The following is a 26,119-nucleotide window of genomic DNA, read 5'->3' as shown; positions in this document are numbered from 1 at the left end:
ATTTTATTTCTAAAAAATGCCACTTTAGGTAATTTGTTATTTGGTTTTTGCCTAAAGATGCGCATTATGAACCTGGTAGTTTTACTGCCAGGTTTTTTTATGACTTTCGATAAATGGACTAATAACTCAATATAGTACACGGATGAGGCGGATTTACTTCGTAAAGACGCAGATTAAAACGGATTTTTTCACTTGTTTTTTTAGATAGATTAATAAAAAATCTGCTAAATCTATTAAATCTGCAAGAAACCCTTTGCGAACTTTGCGCACACCTTCGCGTCTTTGCGGTTAAAAAACTTTCACTATTTTTGAAATCAAATACAATTGTTTCAGAATCCATGCAGAAATTCATTAGCTTAATTGCACTACTCTTTATTTTTTCAATAAGTACAGCTCAAAATAAATTCGGAAATCCAGAAGTTGATCCCTTACAAATTCAGAAAACGTACGAGCAATGGTCGGTTTATAATAAAGGAATTATGCTTTCTAGAGATTTCACTGCACTTGATTCATCTTCAAAAGAAATCTCAAAAGAAGCTTTTTTAGATCAGCTGGCAAATGGAAATTTTATTCCAGTTCGATTGAAATCAGAAGCAGATGTTTATGTTTATAAACTATTCAAAATTCAGCCAAAAACAGATTCAAGCATAAAAGCCACCATCAATCAAATTGGTTTTGATGCTTATAAAAACTACAAAATGGAAGGAACCGCTTTTCCAAAATTTTCATTTAAAGATTTAAACGGAAATCTGGTGACCAACGAATCCATGAAAGGAAAAATCATTGTGATCAAATGCTGGTACATTCACTGCACGCCATGCATTAGAGAATTTCCTCAAGTCAATAAATTAGTTTCAGAATATAAAGATCGAAACGATATTGTTTTTATGAGTTTAGCCGAAGATTCAGTAGAGCAATTAAAAAATTTCTTGGCAAGAAAACCATTGTCTTATTCTGTAATTCCAGATATGAAGGAATATATGAATAATGCTTTACAGTTGAACTCTTTTCCAACACATTTTATAATCAACAAAGAAGGAATGATTGCTAAAGTGCTTCCAAATTTTGAAAGTTTAGAAGTGGCTTTGGCTAAAGAAAGTAAATTATAAGTTTTAATTAATCTCGCAAAGTCGCGAAGTTGCAAAGTTTTATGGCAAAGTAACCTCATTTTTGTCATTTCTGACAAGATTGCGTGACGATTAAACAGCATTAAACAAAACTCTGCGCCTTAGCGCCTCTGCGAGAACCTCTCATCACTAGCATAAAAACCTTAGCACCTTAGGATCTTTGCAACTTAGAACCTTTTTCACTACTTTTGCACCAAATTAATTAAAAAGACATTCATGTTAACAGTCAATAATTTATCAGTTCAATTTGGCAAACGAATTTTGTTTGACGAAGTAAATACCACATTCACTCACGGAAATATTTACGGCGTTATTGGAGCCAATGGTGCTGGAAAATCTACATTTCTAAAAATTATTTCAGGTGATATGGACCCAACTTCTGGGCATATTCATTTAGAACCGGGAAAACGTATGTCGGTTTTAAACCAGAACCACAACATGTTCGATGAGCATACTGTTTTGGAAACCGTTTTAATGGGAAATAAAGTTTTGTATGCTGTTAAAAAAGAAATGGATGAACTTTATTTAGATTATAATGATGCCAATGCAGATAGAATAGGGGAGTTACAAGTTCAGTTTGAAGAAATGAACGGATGGAATGCCGATTCTGATGCTGCGTCTATGTTGTCTAACTTAGGAATCTCTGAAGCAGATCATTATACTTTAATGGCAGATATGGAAGGAAAGATGAAAGTACGTGTGCTTTTGGCGCAGGCGCTTTTTGGAAATCCTGATGTATTGATTATGGATGAGCCTACCAACGATTTGGATTTCGAGACAATCGCTTGGTTAGAAAACTTCTTAGCAAACTACGAAAACACTGTAATTGTTGTATCTCACGACCGTCACTTTTTGGATGCGGTTTGTACACATATTTCTGATATTGATTTCGGGAAAATTAATCACTACTCAGGGAACTATACGTTCTGGTACGAGTCTAGCCAATTAGCGGCAAAACAGCGTGCACAGCAAAACAAAAAAGCAGAAGAGAAGAAACAAGAGTTGGAAGAATTTATTCGTCGTTTTAGTGCAAACGTGGCGAAATCTAAACAAGCAACTTCTCGTAAAAAAATGATTTCGAAACTAAATATTTCTGAAATTAAACCATCTAGCCGTCGTTATCCTGCGATTATCTTCGATCAGGATCGTGAAGCTGGAGATCAGATCTTGAATGTAGAAGGTTTAGCAGCTTCTGTAGATGGAGAAGTTTTATTCAAAGACATAAACCTGAATATGGCAAAAGGCGATAAAATCGTTCTTTTCTCTAAAGATTCACGTGCTACAACTGCTTTCTACGAAATCTTAAACAACGAACAAAAAGCTGATGCTGGAACTTTCGATTGGGGAATTACAACCAACCAAGCGTATTTACCAGCTGAAAATCACAAATATTTCGAAAACGATTTGACTTTAGTTGACTGGTTACGTCAGTACGCTAAAACAGAAGAAGAACGTGATGAGGTATTTATTAGAGGTTTCTTAGGAAAAATGATTTTCTCTGGAGAAGAAGCTTTAAAAACGTCTAGAGTTTTATCTGGAGGAGAAAAAGTGCGTTGTATGCTTTCTAGAATGATGATGGAACGTGCAAACGTTTTAATGCTAGATGAGCCAACAAATCACTTAGATTTGGAGTCTATTACGGCTTTCAACAACTCATTGAAAAACTTTAAAGGTTCTGTAATTTTCACAACACATGACCACGAGTTCGCGCAAACTGTTGGTAACAGAATCGTAGAATTGACACCAAACGGAGTTATCGATCGTTACATGACATTTGATGAATATCTTGATGATGAAAAAATTCAAGAACAAAGAAAGAAGATGTACAATCTTTAATTTTTGAAATTCCAATAAATTGTAAATTCCAATAATTGAAATTCCAAATTCCAAATTCCAATCTTTGACTTTACAACTTTGTCAAAGTTTTAAACTTTGACAAAGTTCTACACCCATAAAAAAATCCCAAACTCCAATTTAAATTTGGAATTTGGGATTTTTTACTTTGTTATTTATCACTTATTTACTGCCGAACATTTTAGCGAAAATCCAGATAATAATCGCAATAATAAAAATTACGATAAATATCCCGAATCCCATTCCGGCTTTAAAAATGTCTCCAATAACTTCACAGCTTGTAAATGAAAACAGTATAACGAATACCATTAACAATCTTAGTATTTTATTTTGCATGATTCTGATATTTTAAATTGATACTTAAAATTACTTCAGGAATAGGCAAAATGTGTTATAGAATTTTTTGGAAATGTTTTAGGATTTGGAGATTACTTTTTAAATACATTCTTCAATTTATAATTTAAAAAGGTATTTTGTCATCTTCTTCTTTTGATAAACTTGATAATTTCATTAATCCACTAACAATTTCATTGAACTTTTCTGTGTTAAATATTAATTCTAAAGAAGTTCTTAATTGAGATTCGTTTTCTGAAATGATATAATTTTGAGTTAAATCTAGATTTTTTGCGATGCCTTTTTCAATTTTTAAAGCACACGGATATAATGTTACATCAAAAAACAATTCAAATACTACAAATTTATATGATCTCATATACTTAGTATGAAGAACAAGATCATATTGAAAGCTAGATCCATTTTTTTGTCTTAGCAATTCAATTTCAGATTTTTCAAATAATGATAAATTTAAAAGATTATTTGTTGCTTCATTGAAGCCTTCTAATGTCTCACCGATTATTTCGTTCGGAGTTTTTATTTTTTCAATTGTAAATTTTTTCCAATCCATGAGTTATATTTCAAAATTATATTTAATGGGTAAATGATCTGAGTAATTTATTTTATTTTTAACGAAGTCAAAAATATTAAATTTTGAGGTTGAATGTATGATATCAATATCTTCATTTTTAATTGATTTCATTAGTTTTTTACTGATAACAACTTGATCGAGAAAATGATGTTCCAATACATCGAAGGATGTATTGGAAGGTCTTGGCTTTCTAAATGTACCAGGAAAATGCGTTTTTGAATATAATTTCCAAGTAGGATTGTAATATAGAAAATTTTCATAACCTCTAAAAGGTTTTTTACTATTAAATTTAATTGTATTTGTTGCGCCTAAACCATCTAGATTAATCATCGGAGATTCATAGGGATTAACATTAAAATCACCAATAATTAATATGTTTTCTTCTTCTGTATTTCCAATATGTTTTTCAAAATCTTGTTTAAACTTTGAAATATTGTATTTTAAGGCATCAAATTCATAATACATCTGTGAGGGCATATGCACAGAAATAATATTTAAATCCATTTTTGGAAAAAATATTCCAGTATAATCACTATGTTGAATTGTTAATTCAATATTTTTTATGGAAACTTTTTTTATTATTTTGATTTTATCGCAACCGGGATTTGATAAGTGGTTATAATTTAATGCTATTAGATCTTTATAATGTGAGCTAATATCTAATTTTTCAAATTCAGACAAAAAAAGAAAATGAGGATTCTCATCTTCTAAAATACTTAATATAATATCAAAATTTTCAATGTTTTTAGTATTCCAAAAAATAACTTTCATATAAAGATTTATAATATTTTAAATGTTTTAGTTTCTTTAGATTGGTTTGCTAAAATATATTTTTATCAGTAAAAGAACACACAAAAAATAAGATTTTATTTTAAAGAAAATAATTATGAAAATTAAAGTTGTTAATTTTTGATAATTGTAAAAAAAATATTTCCAACCCCAACACCCCAACAAATAAAATCAGATTCCGTATATTTGCGCAACCAAACATTACAATCACTTATGAGTCAAAAAGTATTACTTAATTCGAAAGAAGTTACTATCATACTCCATCGTTTGGCTTGTCAGTTAATCGAAAAACATCTTGATTTTTCTGAAACTATTTTAGTTGGAATTCAGCCAAGAGGCGTTTTTTTAGCTGAACGTTTAAAACAAATATTAGAAAACGAATATAAGGTTCCTGAAATTTCTTTAGGATATCTGGACATCACTTTTTTTAGAGATGATTTCCGTCGTACTGATAAACCGCTTGAAGCCAATAAAACCCAAATCAATTTTATAGTTGAAGACAAGAAAGTCATTTTTATAGATGATGTTTTGTTTACAGGAAGAAGCATTCGTTCTGCCTTAACTGCCATTCAATCTTTTGGAAGACCTTCAGAAATTGAATTATTGGTTTTAATCGACAGACGTTTCAGCCGTCATTTACCAATTCAGCCCGATTATAGAGGTCGTCAGGTAGATGCTATTAATGGTGAAAAAGTAATTGTAAGCTGGAAAGAAAATGATGGTGAAGATGTTGTTCACCTAGTGACAAATTAGTTTAATCGGTTAACCGGTTAATTGTTTAATCGGAAAAGCCAATGATTAAACAATTAAAGAATTAAAAAAAGTTGAACCGTTAAATCGGTTAACTGTTTAATCGGAAAGAAAGCGATTAAACGATTAAACAAATAAACAATTAAACAGAAAGATGAAAGAATTAAGCGTAAATCATTTATTAGGAATTAAATATATCAACGAGAATGATATTAACCTGATTTTTGAAACGGCAGATCATTTTAAAGAAGTCATTAATAGACCGATTAAAAAAGTTCCTTCATTACGAGATATTACCATTGCCAATATTTTCTTCGAAAACAGTACCAGAACCAAACTCTCTTTCGAATTAGCGCAGAAACGTTTATCTGCTGATGTAATCAGTTTTTCTGCAGCTCAGTCATCGGTTAAAAAAGGAGAGACCTTGATTGATACTGTTAATAATATCCTTTCGATGAAAGTGGATATGGTTGTAATGCGCCACTCCAATCCCGGAGCGGCTTATTTTTTATCTAAAAATGTCAAAGCCAGTATCGTAAACGCCGGAGACGGAGCGCACGAACATCCAACTCAAGCTTTGTTAGATAGTTATTCAATCAGAGAAAAATTGGGTGATGTTGCTGGAAAAAAAGTAGTTATTGTAGGCGATATTCTGCATTCTAGAGTAGCCTTATCCAACATATATGCTTTGCAGATGCAAGGCGCAGAAGTAAAAGTTTGCGGACCAAAAACGCTGATTCCGAGATATATTGAATCACTTGGTGTTACAGTGGAACCGAATTTAAGAAAAGCCTTAGAATGGTGTGACGTTGCGAATATGCTTCGTGTGCAAAACGAACGTATGGATGTGAATTTCTTCCCATCAACTCGTGAATATGCACAACAATATGGAGTGGATAAACCGCTTTTGGATTCGCTAGGAAAAGAAATCGTAATCATGCATCCAGGACCAATCAACAGAGGAGTAGAAATCACTTCTGAAGTGGCAGATTCTGATCATTCGGTGATCTTGAATCAGGTGGAGAATGGTGTTGCAATTAGAATGGCGGTTATTTATTTGCTGGCTTCTAAGATACAGTAGTTTTTTTTTAGTGGTCAGTTCTCAGTGATAAGTGTTCAGTTTTAGTATTCAGTCGCGGTCGCAGTTTTCAGTTTTGTAATGAGTATCGCATTTAATGAAGTGTTTTTTAAAAACGAAATGTACTTTGCAAACGTAGGCTTCGACTTCGCTCAGCCTGACAAACGTGAAACCTCAAACTTTAAACTTGAAACCTTAAACTTGAAACAATAAAAAAACTTACTAAATTAGCATCATAAAATACAAGCCTCACAAATTATAAAAATGAAAGTAGATCAAAAAGGACATACCGTTACGATTAAAGATACTCAAGGAGATGTAAACGCTTTCTTGGAAAAAGTGACGCAACAGTTTAAAACCTTTGAAAAACAAAATATTATAATCGATTTATCAGCTGATGTAGCAATTACAGAAAAAGATTTGAAAGCTTTTTTACCGCTTTCTAAGCAGCATAAAAAAGCAAAAAAATCTTTTGTTATAGTTGCAACCGATCTTGATTTTAATGCTATTTCAGATAAATTAGCGGTGGTTCCTTCACTTTTGGAAGCGCATGATATTATCGAAATGGAAGAAATCGAAAGAGACCTGGGGTTTTAATTTTAGATTTCTGATTTTAGATTTTAGATTTTTTGAATGCTAAATCTAAAATGTTTTGTCAATTTAAAATCTACATTCTAAAATCTAAAATCAAAAATGAAACTTACTATACTTGGCTGTTATGCCGCAACTCCGAGAACACTTACTAATCCGACTTCGCAGGTTCTAGAAATTAAAAACCGATTGTTTTTAATTGATTGTGGAGAGGGAACTCAAGTTCAGCTTCGAAAGAATAAGATTAAATTCTCAAAAATCAATCATATTTTTATTTCCCATCTTCACGGTGATCATTTGTATGGATTAATTGGGACGATTTCTACTTTTTCTCTTTTGGGAAGAACAACAGATTTGCATATTTATGGTCCAAAAGGAATTAAAGAATTAATTCTTCTTCAATTAAAATTGACTGAATCTTGGACAACTTATTCTTTGTTTTTTCACGAATTAGAATCAAAAGAAAGTGAAGTTATTTTTGAAGATAAAAAGGTTATTGTAAAAACGATTCCGTTAAAGCATCGTGTTTATACCAATGGTTTTTTGTTTCAAGAAAAACCAGATGAAAGAAAACTAGATATTGAAGCAGTTCAGCGTTATGATATTCATGTGGCTTATTATCAGAAAATCAAAAATGGAAGTGATATCACACTTGATGATGGAACTGTAGTTGAAAATCAAAAATTGACTTTTGATCCGCCGCCAACAAAAAGTTATGCTTTCTGTTCTGATACCGTTTACAACGAAGAGATCATTCCAATTATACAAAATACGGATATTTTATATCACGAGTCTACGTTTCTAGAATCTGAAGCAAGACTGGCAGAAAAAACACTGCATTCGACAGCAAAAGAAGCGGCCAATATTGCATTGAAAGCCAATGTAAAACAATTAATTTTAGGCCATTATTCAACACGTTACGACGGAATTGAGCTTTTTAAAGAAGAAGCCGAAACAATTTTTCCAAATGTACTTTTGGGAGATGATGGACGTAGTTTTGAGTTTTAATTTAAGGTTCTAAGGTTCTGATATGCTGAGGTTCTGAGGCACTAAGTTTGTATGTGGTTGTTTCAGGTTTAACATTTCACGTTTGTCAGGCTGAGCGAAGTCGAAGCTCACGTTTGCAAAGCGTCTAGTTTATAAAAGCACTTCGACTTCACTCAGTGTGACAGTAAAATATTCAGATTCCATGAACCTGAAACCTGAAACTTGAAACTTGAAACAATAATCTAAAATCTAAAATCAACAATCTAAAATCAACAATCTAAAATCATAAATCATAAGTCATGAACGATTTAAGTAATTATAGAAAATCTTACGAGAAAAGCGAATTATTAGAAAGTACTATTCCCGAAGATCCAATCAATCTTTTTAACCGATGGTTTCATGAGGTTGAAGATTTTGGCGGAAGCGGGGAGGTGAATGCCATGACGGTTTCGACAATTGGATTGGATGGTTTTCCAAAAGCTCGTGTGGTTTTATTGAAGAAATTTTCGGAAGAAGGATTTATCTTTTATACCAATTACAATTCCGAAAAAGGAAAAGCAATAGAAGCAAACCCAAATGTTTGTCTGTCTTTTTTTTGGCAGGAAGCAGAACGTCAGGTAATTATTAAAGGAATAGCTCAGAAAACATCTGAGATTATTTCGGATAATTATTTTGATTCTCGTCCTGATGGCAGTAAGCTTGGAGCGATTGTTTCGAAGCAAAGTGAAGTGATTCCTTCCAGAACTTTTTTAGAAGAAAACTTAAAAAAACTAGAAACTGAATTTGAAGGAAAAGCAATTCCCAGACCCGAAAATTGGGGAGGCTATATTGTAACTCCATTGCAAGTTGAATTTTGGCAGGGAAGACCCAACAGGCTTCATGATAGAATTCGCTACACGAGCCAATCAGATTTTTCTTGGAAGATTGAAAGACTGTCTTCTTAAAAGTATTTTTACGTAAGAATTTTATATAGTAAATTAAAAAATAAATGCATTTCATCGATTAATTTTGCACTTTAACGGTAAAATGAATACGTTTGGTATATAATAATACGAACGAATTTATTCAACGATAAATTTAAAGGATTTGCCCCAACATTTACTTTAAACCGCTAAAATGCTGATGATTATGAAAAAGATTATGCGCACCATGTTGTTCATTGCGATTCTTGTCGCAATGAACGCATGTTCTGCTGATTCCGCTGAAGCTAGCTTGGAAACTACTACTCCAACAGAAACACTTGTTGCAAATTACACATACAACGATACCGAAATAGAGACGATGAGCTTAATAAACGAATACCGTTTGAGTATTGGTTTAAATTCTCTGGAAAGAATTAATCATATCTCTTATAAATGTGAAGAGCATAATAAATACATGATTCAGAATAATGTTGTAGATCATAACGATTTTGTTGCTAGGTCTACTAATATGACTAATGTATTGGGAGCTAAAAGAGTAGGTGAGAATGTTGCCTACAATTATAAAACTCCAGAGGCCGCTGTAAGAGCTTGGCTTGATAGTCCAGGGCACAAAGAAAATATAGTTGGTGATTATACTCATTTTGGGTTATCTGTAACCACAGATCCAGCTACAGGAAAAAAATACTACACTAACATATTTGTGAAGCTTTAAAATATATTGAACAGGTTGGTTTTTTAGAAGTCGTTGTGATTCTTAGAATTGCAACGACTTTTTAAATTTAAAAAAGCTGCCTTTATGGCAGCTTTTTTTTTCTCTGTTTTTTAGTTTATAAAGCAGTAATAATAAATTCACTTCGCCTGTTGGCTTGATGTTCTGCTTCTGTGCATGGAACACCGTCTGCGCATTTATTTACAAGTTCAGTTTCGCCATAGCCTTTTCCGGTTAATCGGTTGGGCGCTATTCCGTTTTTAATGAGCCACTGGATGGTCGATTTGGCTCTTCTATCCGATAAGGCTTCGTTGTACTGGTGCGATGCCCTGCTGTCTGTATGCGAGCGGATATCCAATTTCATAGTTGGATTGTCGTTTAAGACCACGAGTATTTTTTCCAGATCCAACGCCGCTTCTGTTCTAATGTTAGATTTGTCCAAATCAAAATAAATCATTTTGATTCCGAAGCATTTTCCCAAATCGTCGCCCACGGTAACCTTGCAGGTTGATTTTTCAAGTGCAATCGGCAGATTGGTCTTGCCGCTTGTTCTGTCTATGGTTATATTTACTTCTTTTGTAGCGAATTCTGGCTTTTCCGCTCTTACAAAATAGGTTTTTCCGCATTCCACATCAAAGGCGTACATTCCGGAACCGTCTGCAGCGGCAGAGTTTTTAAGATTCATCTGGTCATCATACAGAGTGACTTTTGCCCCCGGAAGCGCAAGCCCCGTTTCGGCATCCGATATTATTCCGTACAGCTGCTGGATGCATTTAAGCCTTCTGGTTTCTAGAAATTTATAAATATCATCAGAACCCCGTCCGCCATCTCTGTTGGAAGTGAAAAATCCTCTTCTGGTTTCAGGATCAATGATGTACGCAAAATCATCTTTTGGAGAATTGACATCTGCCCCGATATTCTGAATATTGCCCACTTTTCCGCTATTGTCAATATTGGCGACAAAAACATCCAATCCTCCGAGACCCGGATGTCCGTCAGACGCGAAATAAATCTCGTTTTCAGAAGTTAGGTAAGGATACGTTTCTTTTCCTTCCGTATTAATCGCGTTTCCAAGATTTTGCGGAGGGCCAAAGCCGCCATTTGAATTTATAGTTACTTTATATAAATCTGACTCTCCAAAAGAACCCGGCATATCGGAAGCAAAATACAGCATTTTCTCGTCTGGGCTCAAAGCCGGATGGCCTGTGCTGTAATTATTGCTGTTGAATGGAAGCTCGGCAATGCTGGTCCATCTGCCGTCTTTTCCCAGCTCGGCTCTGTAAAGCTTGATTAAAGTGACTTTATTTTCGTCCTTGCCTTTCTTGCCGCCAATATAGTTGTTTCTGGTAAAATAGACTGTTTTTCCGTCTCTGGTGAAGACAGGGGAAGCTTCGTGAAATTTGGTGTTTATGGCCGATTTAAACTTATTTACTTTTGATGCGCTGCCAGTCGAAGGATCGAGATCGGCATTATAGATATTGGTGAAATATTCTCCTGTCCATTTGTGTTTGCGCTGCACAAAATTTCCCGTATCCCGTGCAGATGCAAAATAAATTTTATTGCTGTACACAAATGATCCGTAATCGGAGTATTGGCTGTTAATGCCCGCGTCTTCTATCTGGTACCTCCCAGAATTTGCTTTTATCTGGTCCAGATAGTTTACATCTTCTCTGTAGAGCTTTCCTCTGCTGTCATTTTTTGAGACGGCATTGAATTCTTCCAGAAGCCTATTGGCTTTGGCGATATCTCCAGCCGATTTTAAAGATTGCGCGTATCTAAAATAGTATTCCGGCTCGGGATTTGGATTCATGGCAAATAATTCGCCGTACCATTTTGCCGCGTTCTGGAAATCCGAATTGAAATAATAGGCATTTCCCAGTTTTTTAAACATGTCTTCAGATCTGTAGCCTTTGGCCGCAACTTTTTCATAAGTCTTTATTGCATCGACATAGGCGTAGCTGTCATATTTTTTGTCTGCAGCATTTATTTTTGCCTGCTGGGCATGGCTGCCGAATGAAAAAGCGCCTATGATTGCAGCGAAAAGTAGTGTATAGTTTTTCATGATGCCTTATTTTTAGAAGAAACGAGGGGTTGTCATTTTGCCTTTGTTGGAGAAGAATTCATAGCGCAGGAAGATCTCGTGCGAACCTGAATTGTAATTGTTCAATTTGGTGGTTTCCCGATCGTAGCCATACCCCAAATAAAGTCCGTCTGTGATCTGGAACCCGACCATAGCGCTTAATGAAGCGCTCCATCTGTAGGCCGCGCCAATCATAAATTTATCGTAGAACATAAAATTCGCAGAGACATCCACCTGCAATGGCGCGCCCTGAACCATTTTGGCTAGAATAGCGGGTTTGAATTTTATATACTGGTATCTGTCAAGATCGAATACGTAGCCTCCAATTAGGTAGTAGTTGATTCTGTCTTTATAGATGGCAACATCATTGTCGTCGTAACGGTTTGTTTCAATAAAGTTTGGAACTGACAGGCCAATGTATGCTTTGTCAGAATGCCAGTAGACTCCAGCTCCGACGTTTGGAGAGAACTTGCTGTTTAAATCCTGAAACTGGGGATCGCCCTGATCTGCAGGATTCAATTTGTTTACATCCAAATTGAAGATATTTGCCGTTCCTTTGATGCCAAACGAAAGCTTAAAATCGGCAGAGGTCTGAATGGTGTAAGACAGATCCACGGAGATGTTGTTTTCATTTGTAGGGCCAATCTTGTCATTGACCAATGAAGCTCCAATGCCTAATCTGCTATTATTTATTGGCGTATTGATTGAGAAGCTGCTGGTCTCTGGCGCTCCATCAAGTCCAACCCATTGGGTGCGGTAAAGGCCAAATACGCTAAATACTCCACGGGAACCTGCATAGGCAGGATTTATGGCTATTGTATTGTACATATACTGGGTGTACTGCGCATCTTGCTGTGCATAACCTGAACATGTAACTAACAGAATGACGAAGAAAAATAATTTTGTTCTCATAGTAGATTTTATTAATTTAATAATTACTATTGACTATTTAAATCATTGTTTTTTAATACGCTGCAAATAAATATTTGCAGCGTATTCTAATTGCTATCTAGATAAATATAAATACCCGTCTAGTTTATGATCTTGAACATTGTTGTTTCCATCTAGAGATTTATATGTAATAATGTAAAAATAGGTTCCAGTTGGTAGTCCGTCAGATTGCTTAACAGTTGTTCTTCCTCGTGAAGTTCCATCAAAAGCATTTGTTGTATTGTTGTAATTTGTAGTTTCAAAAACTAAAATTCCCCAACGATTATATATTTCAACAGTATTGCCTGGATAACAAGTTAGTTCATCAATATTATCAATTTTGAAGAAATCGTTCATGTTGTCACCATTAGGAGAGAAAGCGTTATGCACTAACACATCACCACAAGCTAAGACTTTACAATCATCATTGATTTCCATGTTTAAAACTATGCTTCTTGGGCAGTTTTGATCTGCTATTACATATTCAAAAACGTAATTGCCTAACGCTAAACCAAACGGATTAAGAATGCCTCCTTGTAACGCATTGGTATTGTTTCTATCTTGCCAAACTCCTGTTGTAGGGCTTCCTTCAGGAAGCAGGCTGCTTAAGTTAACCAATGTTGAATCATCGTTACATGCTGTCGATCTGGTTTCAGTAACACCATTTGGAACTACTATAATAGTAATCGTTGCAGTGTCGCAATTTTCAGAACTTAATTTATCGCAGATTCTATAGCTATAAGTATAAGTGCCGGCAGGTGTTAGACTAGATACATTTACATTTCCAGAATTGTCAATAGTAATGTTTGGATCTGTTTTAGTATTGTTTCCTTCTGTAAGAAGTGTAAAGTTTACTAATTCAAGTGATGCGCGAGTTACTCCTTTTACATCGTTGCTCAGTACATTGCCTACTAATCCAAAAGAATTACATCCAATATTATTGAAGTTGTCATCATTCGCTACTACTGGAGTAGGTGGTGCTGGCGGATCAAGAACTACTACTGTTACAATTGCGGTATCACAATTTCCAAAATCGGCTTTTTCGCAGATTTGATAAGTCAAAGTGTAAGTACCGCCTGGTGTGTTTGGTGCAACACTTATAGCTCCATCAGGGTTAATAGATATTGAACCTTTTGGATCCGGAATAGTTGTGGTTAGTGTCACATCATTTATATTTACTGGGCTACCATTTAATGTATCGTTAGTTAAAACGTTGCCTACAGTAGTTTGCGTTGCACTTGCTGTTATTGGTGCAGGAGTATCATCATTAGCCACTATTGCAAATGTTGGTCTTGCAGTACAATAAGGATCTGCAGGCGGATAACTAACTGTAATAGTCTCACTTGGGTTAACAGTGAAAGTTGCATTGGTAGTTGGACGTAATTTCTCAAATCCATCTGCTCCTTCAATCCATCTGTTGTTTTCAAAAATCCAGCCTGGCCAATCCATTCCTTTTCCTTGCTTGTCTACAACCGCTCCTGGCCACAATACACGACCGCTTAATGGTAAATTGTTCATTGTTGTTACGACATTGTTGTTGCTGTCTGCCCAGGCAATGGTTACACCATTTACAGGAGTGAAGTTTACTGCTGTTACTACATAATCAATATATGGAACATCATTAACACATATTGAAGTTGCGGTAACGGTCATTACTGGAGCTTCAATTGTAACTGTAACCGTTGCAGTGTCGCAGTTATCTGTCTGATCGGCTTCGCAAATTTGATATACCATTGTTAGTGTTCCTACAGGAGCATTTGGTAGTACATCAACAGAACCATCAGGATTTAATTGTAAAAACTCGTTTGGTGTTACAGTTGTAATAATAACATCAGATGCAGTTATGGCATTTCCTTCTAAAGTATCATTTGGCAATACATTTAATACATTAGTTGTAGTATGGTTTACACCTGCTATTGGACCAGCACTATCATCATTGGCAACAATATCTTTGTAATCTTTACAGCTTACACCAAAGTCGGCATCTAAATGAACCAAATCTTCTGGAGTTACCGTTACTACATAACCAGTGTCTGTTGTGGTTGTACAAACGGTATGCAATTGCAATTTGCTTGTTTTAGCAGTTATGTTTTTTCCAGATATTGATGGAAGAACTTTTACTAAACCAGTTGCTCCTAAAGCTGCAACCACGGCATCAAAGTTGGCATCTCTAACCAATTTGATCGTATAGTCTCCATAAGGATTTGCTGTCTCTGGACGATCTCTCCAGAATCCTTCGATACCCACTATAACTTCTTCATGATATCCGTTTGGACCATCGATTATTACATTGGCACTTAACGCATTTCCAAAACCTGCGGCATTTAATTCGCCATTGTTTTGTGGGCCAGTATAGCTTCCGTCTCCGTTAAGGTCAATCCATTCCCATTGGCTATAATCAATAGATCCATTTGAATCTGGAATGTTTTTGGTCACCACTCCATCATTATTAGCGTCGTACCATTCATCTTGAATTCCGTTATTGTTAAGATCATACCAAACATAATCTCCAAGAACTGGAAGGTTCGATTTTCCGTATTCAAAGTTATGAACTTGGAAAGCACATTCTTCAAGAGTAGTAAAGAACAAACTTGAATCAACTGGATATAGCTGATGTGCGCTATTTAAATTAGCATCTTGAACTTGTACCAAATAGCTTCCGGCAGGCATTCCTGTAAAGCTGTACATTCCATCAGCACCAGTAATACGCATTTGTATTGGACCAGTAGTTGTTCCTTGAGGAATCAATGTCACAGGCACATTTGCAATTGGAGCATTTGTATCTACATTTATGATTTGTCCAGATATTTTAACTCTATAATCAGGCTCTGTAATCACAACTGTTGCAGTTGCTGTACAAGTTTGGTTCTCACCATTTACTACAGACGTTGCAGTAAGTGTATATGTTCCAGCTGGTAAATTAGTATTTCCAACTACCTCGTTATTTTGATTTGTAATCACTACAGTAGCTCCAGGACTGCTAGTAACAGCTATCGAGCCGTTGCTTTCTCCTTTACAGCTTACATTGGTAGCTATACCGCTCACAGAAACTTTATTTTCAACTGTAAAGGTTTGTACCAATTCAGTTTTATTTCCTGCACAATCTGTTAGCGTATAAGTTCTAGTTAAAATGTAAGATTCTCCATTACATCCTGTTCCTCCATTGTTAGTGTCGTTTACAGTAATATTTACAGTTCCACTACAGTTATCAGCCGCATCTTTTATGTCTTCTGGGCTTCCTGCTGGAATGTCTGCCGCATTTTGCAGATTAGCTACATCTGCTGGTGCAGTACCTGTTGGAGGTGTTGTATCTCTTACTGTAATAATTTGAGTATAAGAAATTGAATTTCCTCCGCAATCACTTGTAGACCAGTTGCGAGTTAAGGTATATTCTGTACCGCATTCGTTTTTAATATCGGTTTTTGTTTCGCTGAAAACAATTGGCAAGTCTCCGTTGCAATTATCAGAAGCTTCAATATTAAATGGCTCTGGAACTGCATCACAAGAAACGGTAATATCTGAAGGCAATTCGCCAACAAAAGTAGGTTTTGTAGTATCCTGAATTGTAATTATTTGAGTAAAAGTTTCAGAAGTATTTCCGCAATCGTCTTTTACCGTCCAAGTGTTGGTGTAAGTTCCCGCGTTTCCACATCCTTCAGAAGCTATGAATTGTCCGCTTACTTTTAGAACATTTGTTACATCATTGTCACAAGTGTCATTAGCTATTGGGAATAAAGATTGAGCATTTGCTAAAGCCTGTTCATCGTTGCATTCTATAGTTTTGTCTAAAGTTCCAGCTTGAGTTGTCCAAGTTGGAGCAGAATTGTCTTGCACTATTATGGTTTGACTTACAGGAAGTGAAACATTTCCGCAAGCATCTTTCGCAGTCCATGTTCTTGTTTTGGTATAAGTTCCAGCACAATTTCCTTCTGTATTACTATCTTCATAAGTCAATGAAGAGATCGTTCCACTGTCGTCACTTGCTGTTGCTTGTGCAAAAACAGGTTCTGCTGGACAATTGATAGTAGAAACTGCAGGTAGTGGATCTATAACCGGTATAACAGAATCTCCATCGATAATAATTACAGTTTTTACGATGGTACATAAGTTAGCATCTTTAACCGTAACATTATAAGTTCCAGCTTTTAGTCCTGTAGCTGTAGCATCTGTCTGAACAGGATTAGTATCCCAAGAGTAAGTGTAAGGACTTGTTCCGCTAGATGGTATAACAGTTGCAGAACCTGTTACTCCGCCACCACAAGCTACATTAACTTGAGTTGTTGTTGCGCTTAAAGAAGCTTGAGGCTGATTAATTGTTATTTCGCATGTTGTGGTATATCCTAATTTGTCAGTAACTTTTACAGAATGTAAACCTGCTGTTAAAGCAACTGCTTGTGCAGTAGTTTCATCATTATCCCAAAGGTAAGTATACTCTCCGTTACCACCGACAGCTGTTACCGTCGCTTTACCAGTATTCCCTCCATAACATTTTACAGTTGCATCTTGTGCTATGCTGCAAGAAAGGACATTAGGTTCAGTAATTACAACGCTACACTCTGTAGTACATCCGTTTGCATCGGTAACTTTTACGCTATGAGTTCCTGCATTTAAAGCTACTGCTTTAGGTGTATTTTCTCCATTATCCCATAAGTAAGTGTAAGTAGGAGTACCCCCAATTGGAGTTACAGTTGCCTCACCATTGCTTAAGCCATTAGAAGTTACTGGTTTATTTTGTACAACAGAGCATGATAAAGCAGCACCTGGCTGTGTTATGGTTACAGAAAGCGGTGCTGCAGAACATCCGTTTGCATCTTTCACATTTACGGTGTAAGTTCCTGCAGGCAATGCTGTTCTGTCTTCAGGATCAGTGGTTCCCGCAAGATCAGCCCAGTCGTAAGTATATGGTGCTACACCTCCAGAAGCTGTTATGTTGATTGCTCCTGTTGAAGTGCCAAAGCACAATACATCAGTTTGAGACGTTTTAGCCACGGCTACTGCTGAAGCAGGCTGTGTTATGGTTACAGAAAGCGGTGCAGCAGAACATCCGTTTGCGTCTTTTACGGTTACAGTATAAGTTCCTGCAATAAGTCCAGTTCTATCTTCAGTATCATTAGTTCCAGCAAGATCAGCCCAATCGTAAGTATAAGGCGCTACACCTCCAGAAGCTGTTATGTTGATGGCTCCTGTTGATGATCCAAAGCACAATACATCATTTTGAGAAGTTTTAGCCACGGCTACTGCTGAAGCAGGCTGTGTAATTGTAACGGCAAGAGGCGCGGCAGAACATCCGTTTGCGTCTTTTACGGTTACGGTGTAAGTTCCTGCAATAAGTCCGGTTCTGTCTTCAGGATCAGTGGTTCCCGCAAGATCGGACCAGTCGTACGTATAAGGGGCAACACCTCCAGAAGCTGTTATGTTGATCGCTCCTGTTGAAGCGCCAAAGCACAATACATCGATTTGGGAAGTTTTAGCCACGGCTACTGCTGAAGCAGGCTGTGTAATTGTAACGGCAAGAGGCGCGGCAGAACATCCGTTTGCGTCTTTTACGGTTACGGTGTAAGTTCCTGCAATAAGTCCAGTTCTATCTTCAGTATCATTAGTTCCTGCAAGATCAGCCCAGTCGTAAGTATAAGGCCCTACACCTCCAGAAGCTGTTATGTTGATGGCTCCTGTTGAAGCACCAAAACATAATACATCAGTTTGGGAAGTTTTAGCCACGGCTACTGCTGAAGCAGGCTGTGTTATAGTAACGGCAAGAGGTGATGCAGAACATCCGTTTGCATCTTTCACAGTTACAGTGTAAGTTCCTGCAATAAGTCCAGTTCTGTCTTCAGGATCAGTGGTTCCTGCAAGATCAGCCCAGTCGTAAGTGTAAGGCGCTACACCTCCAGAAGCTGTTATGTTGATGGTTCCTGTTGAAGCACCAAAACATAATACATCAGTTTGAGACGTTTTAGCTAAGGCTACTGCTGAAGCAGGCTGTGTAATTGTAACGGCAAGAGGAGCTGCAGAACATCCGTTTGCGTCTTTTACGGTTACGGTGTAAGTTCCTGCAATAAGTCCAGTTCTGTCTTCAGGATCAGTTGTTCCTGTAAGATCTGCCCAGTCATAAGTATAAGGTGCGACACCTCCAGAGGCTGTTATATTAATAGCTCCAGTTGAAGCTCCAAAACATAATACATCAGTTTGAGACGTTTTGGCTACAGCCACTGCTGAAGCAGGCTGCGTAATGGTTACAGAAAGAGGCGCGGCAGAACATCCGTTTGCATCTTTCACGGTTACGGTATAAGTTCCTGCAGGCAATGCTGTTCTGTCTTCAGGATCATTAGTTCCTGCAAGATCGGCCCAGTCGTAAGTATAAGGTGCTACACCTCCAGATGCTGTTATGTTGATTGCCCCTGTTGAAGCGCCAAAACACAATACATCGGTTTGCGAAGTTTTAGCCACGGCTACTGCAGAAGCAGGCTGTGTAATTGTAATGGCAAGAGGCGCTGCAGAACATCCGTTTGCATCTTTCACCGTTACACTATAAGTTCCTGCAGGCAGTCCTGTTCTGTCTTCAGGATCAGTGGTTCCCGCAAGATCAGCCCAATCGTAAGTATAAGGCGCTACACCTCCAGAAGCTGTTATATTTATTGCTCCTGTTGAAGCGCCAAAGCACAATACGTCAGTTTGGGAAGTTTTAGCGACCGCTACTGCAGAACCTGATTGTGTGATTGTAACGGTAAGAGGCGCAGAAGTACATCCTTTAGAATCTTTTACAGTTACAGTATATGTTCCGGCAATAAGTCCAGTTCTGTCTTCAGGATCAGTTGTTCCTGTAAGATCTGCCCAGTCATAAGTATAAGGCGCTACACCTCCAGAGGCTGTTATATTAATAGCTCCAGTTGAAGCTCCAAAACACAATACATCAGTTTGAGACGTTTTGGCAACGGTTACTGCCGCGGCAGGTTGTGTAATTACAACGCCATTTATATTTGCAGAACATCCATTTGCATCAACAACTTTGATATTGTAAGTTCCAGCAGGTAAACTCTGTAAAGTATTTACGGTTGTTTCTCCGTTAATGTAATACTTAAACGGACCCGTTCCGTTTGTTACATTAATCTGAATTTTACCATCATTACCGCCAAAACAAGTAACATTGCTTGTTGTTCCAAGTGCAACAGTGTAGAATGGAGGCAAAACGATATTAGAAGTTACAAAGTCTCGATTGGCATACCACCAAGTATTGATGGTATTTAAATTTCCATATTGAGGCGAGCTATTATTATTGTCATTAAACCCATTCCATCTATGGCAATTGCTTGGAGGAGTACCATTTGGTGTACAGCCAGTAAGATTTACTTTGGCGTCAAAAGTACCTCCAGTATAAGTAATATTGCTGTCGTCCCAGTAGAATTTTAAAACATATCCAGATGGAGCCGCAGGTCTAACGGTTGTACAGGAAAAACCATATTGATTTTCTTCTACATCATATATCGGGAAATGGAAAGCAGCTTGTCCAAAAGTAACGACTATTGGTATTGAGGTGCCTTGTGCGATAGTGTTTCCTAAACCATCTTTTCCATTCCAAGGAACACTGACAGCATAAGGAGGAGCTCCCGATGCTGTAACAGTTTGGGTAGTTAATACATCTTTTGTGCCTGGAGTATAAATTCCATCTCCACCGTTAAAGTCAAGAAGTATTTCGATAGTTCCGCTTTTAAAAACACTAATGTTTATATTGCTTTCGCCAATACCACAATTGGTAATTCCGTTAATTTGTATGTTACCGTTATAGGTTCCATTTTTCCATATATTAATATCAGGATCATTTAAGAAAACCTCATATTTTGGACTCATTTGCGTAGCATTCGGTGCGTTATAAATACTTTTTTGATCATTAGCCGCATTTCCTGAATTTCCAGGGCCTGTATTATTAAAAGCCACATTAAAATACCAAGGTCTGAAACCAGCACCATTAAAATTGATTTTATTTACAAAACCGTTTTGAGTAACGGCCCCAGTCGTAGAACCGTTATCTGGAGCAAAAACATAAAAAGCACCATTAAAATCAGTATCAACATCATCCATAGCAAAAGCCCAACGTTTTGAGTAAATACGTCCAGGAATTGATTTGTTTGAAGTATTGGCAACTGTAATGTCGTAATAGTTATAGTAAATTTCAGTACTGCTACCATCAGTTGTGCTCTCAAATTCGATATAGTAATCACCAGCAGGCATGCCATTTGGATTAAAAACTATAGGAGTATATCCAGCAGAAGTAACGCCATCGATACCATTTGGACCATTTTGAGCTCTTGTAAGTCTTTGGGCTTCAGTACCTGTTATGTTCGATGAGGTGCCATCCAAAGTATAGTTTGCAAATGCTACACTTCCATCGGGTCTAATGATTCTAAATCTAGAAGTAATTTCAGTGCCAGTTGGACTTGATCTTCTAGCTCTGCTAAAACCTAAATATACTTTTTCGCTATTTGGGTTTTGAATTCGAATATACAATCGCTGTGCATCTGTCGAACCATATCTGCCAAAACTTCCATAAGTGCTATTGTTTATCGCAAGTGAAGCCCTATGATTAATGTCAGGAGTTGTTTGTTTGCTTCCTTCTCCAGCATAAACATTAAGAAACAAAATGCTTAATAGAAAACTTAGAAGGATTTTTATTCTTTTTTCGAAAGTAAAGTTTTTCATATTAAAATGTTTAATATTGATATAATATTTTAACTAACTGAAAACGATTTGCACCTACATAGAGTAGTAAAAAGCACTTAATGTTTTGGGAGTTTTGTTATTTTTTAGGTCTAATGCTGGCATAGTAAATCCAACACCTTTTGTCTTTTTTGGGGGAATATATGTGTGAACTATAGTTTGACTTTTACTGTCCGGACAAGTGGTAGAAGTTACTGTGACCGAAGTGCCGTTCCATTGATCCAGTGTAGAAATATCAGCCAAGCTTAGTTTTACATAAAACTCAGCAGTTTCTCCTGGAGACAGTGTAAGTGTTTTATTCAGAGGAGTATAATTTTTGCTCTCCATTCTATTGTTCATCAAAACATTGCTTTTTGTAGTACTGCCATCAGGATTTTCTGGAAAATTCGAAAAGTTCTCAGCAGATAGTTGATACGTATCCGTATTACTTCCAGTATTTTTAACCTGCAGTAAAAACGAAACTTCAAAGCCATTGTACTTTTGATAATTCTCTCCGTCAATAGTTATCTCAGAATTACACGAACCAGATTGCGAAAACGCAACTGAAGTAATTAATAAGCAAAGCAGATTAAAAATGTTTTTGCTAAAGATATTTTTCTTCGAGAAAAAAATAAACTTACAATTGCTTACAAATTTTACTGCTTTTTCAAGAGTAGATTTTGTTTTCATAACTTAAGATTTAGTTTTAAAGTATTTATGAAATTTTAACAGAATCAAAGTTATATTAGAGTTTTTCTAATATTATTTTTTTATCTATAACTAACCTAAAAACTCGTTGAAGTGTTGTTTTTTTGTCAAAAATTGCCTCAAAAACACTTTTTTTTAACTCTGAAAAGTGAAATTTTTTCGTACATTTTTTTGCTTTATTAGCTAGAATTGGTTTATTTGAAATATTATAAATAACTAATAATCAAATATTTAGTTAAAATATTACGAACTATCGCATTATCGACTAAATACTAATTTTATAGATGAAGTACATAAAATGCAATTTTTATTTTTCTATTATTTTATAAATGTTAACATTTTACGAATTGTTTATTCCTGTTAAAATTTCGTTATAATGTTAACAGAAATAAAAAAAGGAGAAGGTTTAAAATTTCTTTTGTAAATTAGAACTTAATTAAAAATAGCCTGCAATTCAGGTTTTTAAATTCTGCTGTTTATGAAAAATCTTATTTTAATTCGTCATGCGAAATCTAGCTGGGAAGCACCATTAAAAGATTTTGATCGTCCGTTAATGAAAAGGGGAATTTTGGACGCGCATGATGTTTCATTAAATATTTCAGAGTATCTACCTAAAACATATATAATGTGGAGCAGTACAGCTGCGAGAGCCTCAGAAACTGCTTTAATTTTTGCGCAAAACATATCTTATCCTTTAGAAAGTATTGTTTTTAGAGATGATTTATACACTTTCGATGAAAAACAACTCGAAAAAGTTATTAAATCGTGTGATAATAGTTTTGAAAGCGTTATTCTTTTCGGACATAACGAGGCTATTACAAATTTTGTTAATAAATTTGGGGATGTTTTTATAGAAAATGTTCCAACTTCGGGCTTTGTATCATTGCAATTTGATGCCGACAGTTGGGATACAATCCATAAGGGCAAAACACATAAAACTATTTTCCCCAAAGATTTAAAATAATAACAGTGTACGAACAGAAATATATCGATAGAGAAAAAAGCTGGTTAGCGTTTAATGCAAGAGTGCTTCAAGAAGCTGCAGATAATACAGTGCCACTTTTAGACAGACTGCGTTTTGTTGGAATTTTTTCAAACAATTTAGACGAATTTTTTAGAGTTCGATACGCGGCCATTCGGCGATTAAGCCTCTCGGGTATTTCTGGCGAAAAATATTTAGGTGGTATTTCTGCTCATCAATTGATTAAAGATATTACCGAAATTGTAATTCAGCAACAATCTGAAAGTTTGCGTATTCTTGGCAATATTGAAGCGGAGCTTGAGTCTGAGAATATTTTTATCATAAATGAAACACAGATTACACCAAAACAAGAGTGTTTCTTAAAAGATTTTTATAACCAAAAATTAAGCCCAGAGTTAGTAACTATCATTTTAAATGATCTAGCCGTTTTTCCAATTCTTAAAGATACTTTAGGCTATCTGGCTGTTCGTTTAGAATTGGCAAACGATGAGGTTCGCTATGCTTTAATAGAAATTCCAAAAACGATCAACAGGTTTGTTGTACTTCCTTCTGATGACGAAAAACAATATGTTATTTTAATTGATGATGTTATTCGTTTCAAACTGAAAAACATCTTTAATATATTTGATTATAAGAGTGTTTCTGCCCACATGATCAAAATTACCCGCGATGCTCAATTAGATATAGATAGTGATTTGAGTAAAAGTATGCTCGAAAAAATCGCTTCTTCTGTAAAAGACCGTCGTATTGGAGAGCCTGTTCGTTTCATTTACGATAATTTAATTGAAGAAGATACACTCCAGTTTTTCTTAGATAAAATGAAAATTGTAGAAACAGATAGTATAATTCCAGGAGGAAGATACCATAATCGTCGCGATTACATGAGTTTTCCAAACTTGGGCAGATACGATTTATTATACAAACCAAATGAACCTATGCCAGTTCCAGGTTTAAGTTTAGAAGGTAGTATTTTAGAAAAAATCAGTAAAAAAGACTATTTGGTTCATGCACCTTATCAGTCGTTTTCTTACTTGACCAAATTTTTGCGTGAAGCTGCTTTAGACCCAAAAGTTACAAGCATCAAGATAACCTTATATCGTTTAGCTAAAAATTCGCAAGTAATTAGTTCTTTAATAAATGCGGCTAAAAATGGTAAAAGAGTTGTAGTGCAAATCGAACTTCAGGCACGTTTTGATGAAGCTTCGAATATCTCTTATGCAGAACAAATGCAGACAGAAGGCATTGAACTTATTTTTGGTATTAAAGGATTAAAAGTTCACAGTAAAATTTGTGTAATCGAAAGACTAGAAGAAGGTAAAAACCGCCGTTACGGATTCATTTCAACTGGAAACTTTAACGAATCTACAGCCAAAATCTATACCGACGTAACGCTTTTAACTTGCCATCAAGGAATATTAAAAGATACATCAAAAATATTTGAGTTTTTCGATATCAATTATAGGGTTCATAGATACAAGCATTTAATTGTTTCTCCTCATTATACAAGAACTAAATTTATAAAACTGATCGATCGTGAAATTCTACATGCTCTTGCGGGTAGAAAAACGCATATTAAATTAAAAATGAATAGTTTGTCTGATTTTAAAATGATCGATAAATTGTACGAAGCAAGTAATGCAGGAGTAAAAATCCAGCTCCAAGTAAGAGGAATTTGCTCTTTAATTCCAGGAATTCCAGGAATGAGCGAAAACATAGAAGCAATAAGCATTGTAGACAATTACTTAGAGCATTCGAGAGTTTATATTTTTGGAAACGCAGGTTTAACCGAAGTATACATTTCGTCTGCCGATTTTATGACTAGAAACCTTGACGGAAGAGTGGAGGTAACTTGTCCAATTTATGACCTAGAAATTAAGAAAGAATTGATTGATAACTTTAATATTGCGTGGAAAGGAAACGTAAAAGTAAGATATCATTCATACAAATTAGATAATAAATATAAGCCGAAAAATCATCATGCCCCATTTAGAGCACAATTTGAAACCTATAAATATTATCAGAATAAAGTAGCCATTTTAGAAGAGGTTCCTCAAAAAGTAAATTAATAATAAATACCAATTTTCAAATCATAAAGTGAGCATGATTAATATTAGGAAGTTTGCAGCGATAGATATCGGTTCGAATGCCATGAGGCTTTTGATCGCTAACGTTGTGGAACAAGAAGGCAAAGAACCGCAGTTTAACAAAAGTTCCCTTGTTCGTGTACCAATTCGTTTAGGACAAGATGCCTTTACAGTTGGAGAAATTTCACCAGAAAATATAGATCGAATGGTTGATGCCATGAAAGCATTCAACCTTTTGATGAAAGTACATAAAGTAGAGCGTTATATGGCATTTGCAACTTCTGCAATGCGCGAAGCCTATAATGCAAAAGAAGTGGTGGCTTTAATTAAGAAAAAAGCCGACATTAAAATCGAGATAATCGACGGTAAAAAAGAAGCCGCAATTATTGCTTCTACAGATTTGCATCATTTAATTAAATCGGACGAAACCTATCTTTTTGTGGATGTTGGAGGTGGAAGTACCGAGTTTACCTTATTCTCTGACGGAAAAATGATTACTTCAAGATCTTTCAAAGCGGGAACTGTTCGTTTACTGAATAATATGGTTCATGATTCAGTTTGGGATGAGATCGAAAAATGGATTAAAACCAATACAGCCGATTACGATGAGGTAACACTGATAGGTTCTGGAGGAAATATTAATAAGTTGTTTAAAATGTCTGGAAAACAGCAAGAAAAACCACTTTCGTATATTTATGTTAACTCACAGTATGCATTTTTAAATTCGTTGACTTACGAACAGAGAATTGCCGAATTAGGTTTAAACTCCGACCGTGCCGACGTAATTATCCATGCCACTCGTATCTATCTGAATGCGATGAAATGGAGTGGTGCACGCCAGATTTATGTTCCTAAAATAGGACTTTCTGATGGTATCGTAAAAGCAATGTACTACGGTAAAATTTAATACT

18 protein-coding genes are annotated in these 26,119 nt (G+C 35.8%); 11 read left to right on the top strand and 7 right to left on the bottom strand.

Annotated elements, in window-relative coordinates; translation table 11 throughout:
- Positions 1 to 308: 308 nt before the first annotated feature.
- Together NCC77_RS17255 and NCC77_RS17250 are read left to right on the top strand one after the other, a co-directional pair.
- A complete protein-coding gene (locus NCC77_RS17255; RefSeq protein ID WP_250836715.1) occupies positions 309 to 1,109 on the top strand; it encodes a TlpA family protein disulfide reductase in 801 nt (266 codons plus the stop codon).
- 234 nt (positions 1,110 to 1,343) lie between these two features.
- Entirely contained in the window at positions 1,344 to 2,963 is a 1,620-nt protein-coding gene (locus NCC77_RS17250; protein WP_250836714.1) for an ABC-F family ATP-binding cassette domain-containing protein, read from the top strand.
- A 180-nt stretch (positions 2,964 to 3,143) separates the two neighbouring features.
- Here the strand turns inward: NCC77_RS17250 and NCC77_RS17245 are convergent, their stop codons facing one another.
- The 3 genes from NCC77_RS17245 to NCC77_RS17235 all read right to left on the bottom strand — a co-directional run bounded on the left by NCC77_RS17245 (position 3,144) and on the right by NCC77_RS17235 (position 4,677).
- Positions 3,144 to 3,317, bottom strand: a complete 174-nt coding sequence (locus NCC77_RS17245; RefSeq protein ID WP_008468862.1) for a hypothetical protein — start codon at positions 3,315 to 3,317, stop codon at positions 3,144 to 3,146.
- A gap of 124 nt (positions 3,318 to 3,441) precedes the next feature.
- A complete protein-coding gene (locus NCC77_RS17240) occupies positions 3,442 to 3,885 on the bottom strand; it encodes a hypothetical protein (protein ID WP_250836713.1) in 444 nt (147 codons plus the stop codon).
- A gap of 3 nt (positions 3,886 to 3,888) precedes the next feature.
- Positions 3,889 to 4,677: a hypothetical protein gene (locus tag NCC77_RS17235; protein ID WP_250836712.1), complete on the bottom strand. Its 789-nt coding sequence runs from the start codon at positions 4,675 to 4,677 to the stop codon at positions 3,889 to 3,891.
- 231 nt (positions 4,678 to 4,908) lie between these two features.
- Here NCC77_RS17235 and pyrR point away from each other — a divergent pair, with 231 nt between their 5' ends.
- The 6 genes from pyrR to NCC77_RS17205 all read left to right on the top strand — a co-directional run bounded on the left by pyrR (position 4,909) and on the right by NCC77_RS17205 (position 9,736).
- Entirely contained in the window at positions 4,909 to 5,448 is a 540-nt protein-coding gene (pyrR, locus tag NCC77_RS17230; RefSeq protein WP_008468864.1) for a bifunctional pyr operon transcriptional regulator/uracil phosphoribosyltransferase PyrR, read from the top strand.
- Between the two features lie 151 nt (positions 5,449 to 5,599).
- Complete coding sequence (locus tag NCC77_RS17225; RefSeq protein WP_029273654.1) at positions 5,600 to 6,526, top strand: aspartate carbamoyltransferase catalytic subunit; 927 nt, start codon at positions 5,600 to 5,602, stop codon at positions 6,524 to 6,526.
- A 261-nt stretch (positions 6,527 to 6,787) separates the two neighbouring features.
- Complete coding sequence (locus tag NCC77_RS17220) at positions 6,788 to 7,120, top strand: ribonuclease Z (protein WP_250836711.1); 333 nt, start codon at positions 6,788 to 6,790, stop codon at positions 7,118 to 7,120.
- A 96-nt stretch (positions 7,121 to 7,216) separates the two neighbouring features.
- A complete protein-coding gene (locus NCC77_RS17215) occupies positions 7,217 to 8,122 on the top strand; it encodes a ribonuclease Z (RefSeq protein WP_250836710.1) in 906 nt (301 codons plus the stop codon).
- A gap of 278 nt (positions 8,123 to 8,400) precedes the next feature.
- Complete coding sequence (gene pdxH / locus NCC77_RS17210; protein ID WP_095930537.1) at positions 8,401 to 9,045, top strand: pyridoxamine 5'-phosphate oxidase; 645 nt, start codon at positions 8,401 to 8,403, stop codon at positions 9,043 to 9,045.
- A gap of 184 nt (positions 9,046 to 9,229) precedes the next feature.
- A complete protein-coding gene (locus NCC77_RS17205) occupies positions 9,230 to 9,736 on the top strand; it encodes a CAP domain-containing protein (protein WP_250836709.1) in 507 nt (168 codons plus the stop codon).
- Between the two features lie 115 nt (positions 9,737 to 9,851).
- Here NCC77_RS17205 and NCC77_RS17200 read toward each other — a convergent pair whose 3' ends face one another.
- The 4 genes from NCC77_RS17200 to NCC77_RS17185 form a co-directional block, all read right to left on the bottom strand.
- The gene (locus NCC77_RS17200; protein ID WP_250836708.1) at positions 9,852 to 11,795 is read right to left on the bottom strand and encodes an OmpA family protein; all 1,944 of its coding nucleotides are present in this window, start codon (positions 11,793 to 11,795) and stop codon (positions 9,852 to 9,854) included.
- Positions 11,796 to 11,807: 12 nt separating this feature from the next.
- Positions 11,808 to 12,725 carry a PorP/SprF family type IX secretion system membrane protein gene (locus tag NCC77_RS17195; RefSeq protein ID WP_250836707.1) on the bottom strand — a complete coding sequence of 306 codons (918 nt, stop codon included), beginning with the start codon at positions 12,723 to 12,725 and terminating at the stop codon, positions 11,808 to 11,810.
- A gap of 93 nt (positions 12,726 to 12,818) precedes the next feature.
- Positions 12,819 to 21,437 carry a T9SS type B sorting domain-containing protein gene (locus NCC77_RS17190; RefSeq protein ID WP_250836706.1) on the bottom strand — a complete coding sequence of 2,873 codons (8,619 nt, stop codon included), beginning with the start codon at positions 21,435 to 21,437 and terminating at the stop codon, positions 12,819 to 12,821.
- 54 nt (positions 21,438 to 21,491) lie between these two features.
- Positions 21,492 to 22,124 carry a COG1470 family protein gene (locus tag NCC77_RS17185; protein WP_250836705.1) on the bottom strand — a complete coding sequence of 211 codons (633 nt, stop codon included), beginning with the start codon at positions 22,122 to 22,124 and terminating at the stop codon, positions 21,492 to 21,494.
- 496 nt (positions 22,125 to 22,620) lie between these two features.
- Between NCC77_RS17185 and NCC77_RS17180 the strand changes: the two genes are divergently transcribed.
- Genes NCC77_RS17180 through NCC77_RS17170 form a run of 3 tightly spaced genes read left to right on the top strand, consistent with a single transcriptional unit; the run spans position 22,621 to position 26,115 of the window.
- Positions 22,621 to 23,106, top strand: a complete 486-nt coding sequence (locus NCC77_RS17180; RefSeq protein WP_250836704.1) for a SixA phosphatase family protein — start codon at positions 22,621 to 22,623, stop codon at positions 23,104 to 23,106.
- 5 nt (positions 23,107 to 23,111) lie between these two features.
- Entirely contained in the window at positions 23,112 to 25,190 is a 2,079-nt protein-coding gene (gene ppk1 / locus NCC77_RS17175; RefSeq protein WP_250836703.1) for a polyphosphate kinase 1, read from the top strand.
- A 34-nt stretch (positions 25,191 to 25,224) separates the two neighbouring features.
- Positions 25,225 to 26,115, top strand: a complete 891-nt coding sequence (locus tag NCC77_RS17170; protein WP_111363603.1) for a Ppx/GppA phosphatase family protein — start codon at positions 25,225 to 25,227, stop codon at positions 26,113 to 26,115.
- Positions 26,116 to 26,119: the final 4 nt, after the last annotated feature.

It is taken from the genome of Flavobacterium tyrosinilyticum, assembly GCF_023656565.1.
Classification (GTDB): domain Bacteria; phylum Bacteroidota; class Bacteroidia; order Flavobacteriales; family Flavobacteriaceae; genus Flavobacterium; species Flavobacterium tyrosinilyticum.
Note: the sequence above shows the minus strand (reverse complement) of the source record. Positions and strands in the feature narration are given on the sequence as shown.